The following is a 4525-nucleotide window of genomic DNA, read 5'->3' as shown; positions in this document are numbered from 1 at the left end:
CTACCTTCAATGATTCTGGATAGTGTTTAAAGGTTTGTCCCTTATGCGCCATGAAAAAATGCACCCCTTAGAATTCATCGGAATAACCAAGGGTTTTTCCAATGTCTATTCTAAGGGGTGCACTTCAATCATTCGGACCAAGGCTTTTTATTCCGTTCACCGCATCCTTTTCATGTCATGTACAAAAGCAGAGCGAGAGATCTGAAAGACCTATGACAGCGGTTCCAAAGACACAGTCGTATACGATTCATTTTTTTACAATCATTGTTATTTTTATATCTTTGTCCCCACGGAGATACGACTAAATAACTGCTTTTGAAACTTTTTTGTAACCTTTTTTAGATTTTTGGAAGGATTTTCTGGTCCTATGGCGAATATTTAGTATCGGAACAGAAAAGATTGCCGAATTTCTTCTCAAACAAAAGGAAGAGAACGGGGGAACCATTCTGGGTGAATTGATCTTGCAACACAGGGATCATAGGGGATACCTTCTACCGAACCCTCCAGCTAACCTCGTAGGCACCGGAAGGAGCAGTAAATTTGAAGAAGACTGTTTTAGCTTTTGCATTAGGTTTTACCTTGTTTTTAGGTGTGGCAGGTGGGAGTGCTTTCGCCAAGTCGACACTAGACTCCACTATCGACGGATTAGTTGGAACCCCTTACAAATGGGCGGGTACATCGACCAGCGGTTTTGATTGCTCGGGTTTCACATCCTATGTATTCGATAAGTTCGGAGTAGACCTGGCCCGCACTTCAAAAGCTCAGAATGGGCAAGGATCCGCGGTTTCCAAAAGCGATCTGAGAGCCGGAGACCTTGTGTTCTTCAACACCGACGGAAAGGGCATTTCACATGTAGGCATCTACATTGGGAACAACAAATTTGCTCATTCCGCTTCTAACAAAGGTGTTATCAAGAGCGATTTGAGCGAATCTTACTATGCCAAACGTTACGTTTCGGCACGACGCGTCCTTGGGGAAAATACGTTCAACAAGGTTGCTGTAGATTAAGTAAGTACACTTGTACAAAGAAACAAGCACATACCCGAAGGGGAGCTCTGCAGACCAGGTGGCCGCCTAGTTTGCCGGGCTTCTTTTCATTGAGCTACAATAGGATAAGACGAAATCCGAAGGAGCAACCCTTCCTATGATCCTATTTATTCACCGAAAAGATTTGCGCATAGACGATTTGACCGCATTTGATTACATTCACAGCAAGAATCGCCCAAGTCTTCATATCCTCATTCTCGATCCTTTTCTGCTTCGAGACGGAAGAGAGCGCGAACATAGCGGAATCAATTTCCTCCAGCATGCAAGCAGACTTATGCGTCTATATCACGAAGCCGGCGCTTATCTGACCGTGCTGTATGGCGATCCTGCTGTCCTTATAGATCAGCTTCTGGGCGAACTCCCTATCGAGGAAATCGTTCTCCACGGAGATGTAACGCCTTATGCGGTAGTACGTGACCGTAAAATTAAAGTTTCAGCCTCGGCCCATGGAGTTCCGGTGACTACCTTCATCGACCATACCCTTGCTGACTTCACCGAACTCCAGCGGTATGCCGGACGTAAAGAGCCTTACCAGGTATTTACCCCATTTTATAAAAAATGGAACAGTTTTTTACAACATTTTCACCGGCCGTCGTCCGATCGTACTCTGCACGATCTTCAGACGACGGCGCTCCCGGACCAGGCAGCCTGGTCCGGCCGTTTCCCGCTTCCATTCGGGCTGGAAGCGTACGGAGAGCCCCCTGATCCCGCTGAGGCACTCAGCACCTTCCTCGAGGAAAGCCTCGGCGCCTATGCGGCGCAGAGAGACCGCTATGCCCTCGAGACAACCAGCGGGATCAGCCGGCACCTAAACACCGGCGCACTGTCTGTGCGCCGTGTCTACGAAGCCGCTCTCACGTTCGAGCGGCATGAAGCCTGGACGCGCCAGCTCGCGTGGCGCGACTTCTACCTGTACCAGGCCGTCTATAATCCGGATTTCTTCTTCTACGAGAAGAAATTCGATCTCTCCGGCCTGGAGGACACGCTCTTCGAGCGGTGGTGCCGGGGTGAAACCGGCATTCCGGTCATCGATGCAGCGATGACCGAGCTGAACACCACAGGGCAGATGCCTAACCGGCTGCGGATGGTGACGGCCATGTTCCTGACCAAGAATCTGCGCTGCAGCTTCACTCTTGGGGAGAAATATTTCCGTCGCAAGCTAACCGACTACGATAATGTCATCAACCGGGGAGGATGGCTGTGGAGTTCTTCGCTTGGTTTTGACGCTTCACCGTATTTCCGTGTGATGAACCCCGTTACGCAATCCGTGACACACGATCCGGCCGGTATGTACATCAGGCGCTGGCTCCCGGATCTCGCCGGCTTAACGGACAAAGAGATCCATCTGCCGCAGCCCGGTGCCATCGTCGATTTACGGAGCTCCAGGGCTCAAGCCATCGACGTATACAAGCGCATACTGGCTGAAACCAAAAATAACTCTTCCTCTATAAGTCAGATATAAGTCAGAAACCGGTTCTATGAACAAGCCTGATTTTCATCCTTACTTCATTATGACTTTTAACCTTCAAGTGTTTAAAGCTCTATCATCCGGGTAATTAGAAATACGAGGTGATAAACATGGAAAATCCAATGGTGAAATGCAGCATTGCTAACTGCGAATATTGGGAGCAGGGCAATAACTGCAACGCGGAAGTCATTATGATCGAAGTCAATGCTCACTCTAACAAGCCCCAACCCGAGAAATTAGACGGACTGCCATACGATTCCGAACATCAGGATTCAGCCGGTGGCATCACCGACACATGTTGTCAGACTTTTGAAGAAAGAACTCATTGATACTATTCAAACACTCATATTACGAGTCCTACTATGCAAGGAGACAAAGAAGAGGAGCCCCAGGCTCCTCTTCTTTGTGATTTCAGCGTCCTTTTACCAGCCTAGATCTAGGGTTCGCCCCGTCTCCACAAGAGTCTTTATATTGCTCAGCAGCATCCACCAGGCCGTATCCGCTTTGTGCCGGGAGGGATGGTTCTCGCTCCACTGATCGTTTACCAGAGTCAATTGTGTGCAGTTTCCTACCCGTTCCAGTGTGATCGTCACCCTTGCGTGCAGTTCTTCATGATTGGAATAATAAGACGGCCCCGGATGCTCCGTATAACTGAATAAGTGGTTGGGTGCAAAGGCCAGTACTTCCCCATAAATATGGACGGTATCTTCCCCATCATTACCCGGTCCCACATATTCCAAGGAAGCTCCGGTCTCGAAAGTCGAGCGAATATAGCATCCGTAAAAAATCTTTTTGCTTTGCTCAGGAGACATAAATATCTCCCATACCTTTTCGGGTGCTCCTTCTATATAGAACTGATACTTAAGTTCCATTACAATCCCTCCTGAAATAGATTCAAACGGAAAGCGGTATTGAGTAAACCACCTTCATTTGCTACATTAAGTCTACATAGAATCTAACGGTTAGGATTGTAAAAAGACGTCAAACTTCATCTTTTCTAAAATTATCTTGGAGGTTTCGTTCATGCAGCCCGCTCCCACTACTTCCAATAGAGGTATCTTAAGATACTCTCAAGGCCGAGAGAAATTTTCAATGAACCGACTAATTCCCTCCCCCGATTTAAGATCATTCATTACTCATTACTGGTTAATAGCCTGGGATTTGAGAGGACAGAATTCTTACCGGCAGGAAGTCCTGCAGCATCCCGGAGTCAACTTGGTGTTCGAGCGGGGAAAAACCTGTGTTCACGGCGTCAGAAAAGGAAGATCCTCTTATCTTCTTCAGGAGCAGGGGGAAGTCTTCGGCATCTTATTTAGGCCGGGAGGCTTCTATCCTTTCCTGCAAGAACCCGTATCCAGTCTGACAGATCAATCTGTTCCTCTAGATAGCCTATTTGATGTAGATAGGAATGCACTGGAAGACACCTTGTTTTCCATGGAAACAGGATCAGATCGTATCCATGTGGTTGAACAATTTCTAAGAAATCAGCATCCTAAAAGAGACCCTCAGATCGAAACCATTAACGAGATTGTTCATTATATAATAGAGCACCGTGAAATTAACCGAGTTGAGGAGATCGCCGTTCATTTCGGTCTTTCTCCAAGAACGCTGCAGCGTATATTTAGCCTCTATGTTGGAGTAAGCCCCAAATGGGTCATTCAACGCTCCCGCATTCAGGACGCAGTAGAACTAGCCGACGGGGGCGTAACACCGGAATGGTCCAAGCTTGCCCTTGATTTAGGCTACTATGACCAAGCCCACTTCATTAAAGATTTCAAGACCATCGTAGGCAGCTCTCCACATGAATACGCAACCAATGGTTTAAACTAACCACCATGATAGATCGGGTCATGCAACGGAAAAAGGATGCACAAATGTGCATCCTTTCAGCCTGTAGACAAAGTTCCGCAAGGAGCAGGGTCTACAGGCTTTTTTATCGAATTAGTAAGTAAAACGGTGAGCCGAGGTGTAAAAAATGCTGAGTAAGAGCAATAACGAAGGTCGCTTTCA

At 47.3% G+C, this 4525-nt stretch carries 5 protein-coding genes and 1 riboswitch; of the genes, 4 read left to right on the top strand and 1 reads right to left on the bottom strand.

The window, feature by feature from the left end; genetic code table 11:
* Nucleotides 1-390: 390 nt before the first annotated feature.
* Nucleotides 391-537: riboswitch (cyclic di-AMP (ydaO/yuaA leader) on the top strand.
* A 3-nt stretch (nt 538-540) separates the two neighbouring features.
* The 3 genes from EDM21_RS24365 to EDM21_RS24355 all read left to right on the top strand — a co-directional run bounded on the left by EDM21_RS24365 (nt 541) and on the right by EDM21_RS24355 (nt 2844).
* Complete coding sequence (locus EDM21_RS24365; protein ID WP_157338950.1) at nt 541-1008, top strand: C40 family peptidase; 468 nt, start codon at nt 541-543, stop codon at nt 1006-1008.
* Between the two features lie 136 nt (nt 1009-1144).
* Entirely contained in the window at nt 1145-2509 is a 1365-nt protein-coding gene (locus tag EDM21_RS24360) for a cryptochrome/photolyase family protein (RefSeq protein WP_157338949.1), read from the top strand.
* A gap of 116 nt (nt 2510-2625) precedes the next feature.
* On the top strand, nt 2626-2844 hold the full coding sequence (locus EDM21_RS24355; protein WP_157338948.1) for a DUF1540 domain-containing protein: 219 nt from the start codon (nt 2626-2628) through the stop codon (nt 2842-2844).
* A 93-nt stretch (nt 2845-2937) separates the two neighbouring features.
* Here EDM21_RS24355 and EDM21_RS24350 read toward each other — a convergent pair whose 3' ends face one another.
* The gene (locus EDM21_RS24350) at nt 2938-3387 is read right to left on the bottom strand and encodes an SRPBCC domain-containing protein (protein ID WP_157338947.1); all 450 of its coding nucleotides are present in this window, start codon (nt 3385-3387) and stop codon (nt 2938-2940) included.
* Nucleotides 3388-3607: 220 nt separating this feature from the next.
* Here EDM21_RS24350 and EDM21_RS24345 point away from each other — a divergent pair, with 220 nt between their 5' ends.
* Nucleotides 3608-4345 carry a helix-turn-helix domain-containing protein gene (locus EDM21_RS24345; protein WP_235918353.1) on the top strand — a complete coding sequence of 246 codons (738 nt, stop codon included), beginning with the start codon at nt 3608-3610 and terminating at the stop codon, nt 4343-4345.
* Nucleotides 4346-4525 lie beyond the last annotated feature (180 nt).

It is taken from the genome of Paenibacillus lutrae (assembly GCF_009757775.1).
GTDB lineage: Bacteria > Bacillota > Bacilli > Paenibacillales > NBRC-103111 > Paenibacillus_F > Paenibacillus_F lutrae.
The sequence above is the reverse complement of the archived record's forward strand: the minus strand, read 5'-3'. Positions and strand labels throughout refer to the sequence as shown.

Coding starts and splice junctions, on each gene's coding strand:
- EDM21_RS24360 (WP_157338949.1), top strand. CDS start 1,145: ATGATCCTATTTATTCACCGAAAAGATTTGCGCATAGACGATTTGACC.
- EDM21_RS24355 (WP_157338948.1), top strand. CDS start 2,626: ATGGAAAATCCAATGGTGAAATGCAGCATTGCTAACTGCGAATATTGG.
- EDM21_RS24350 (WP_157338947.1), bottom strand. CDS start 3,387: ATGGAACTTAAGTATCAGTTCTATATAGAAGGAGCACCCGAAAAGGTA.
- EDM21_RS24345 (WP_235918353.1), top strand. CDS start 3,608: ATGAACCGACTAATTCCCTCCCCCGATTTAAGATCATTCATTACTCAT.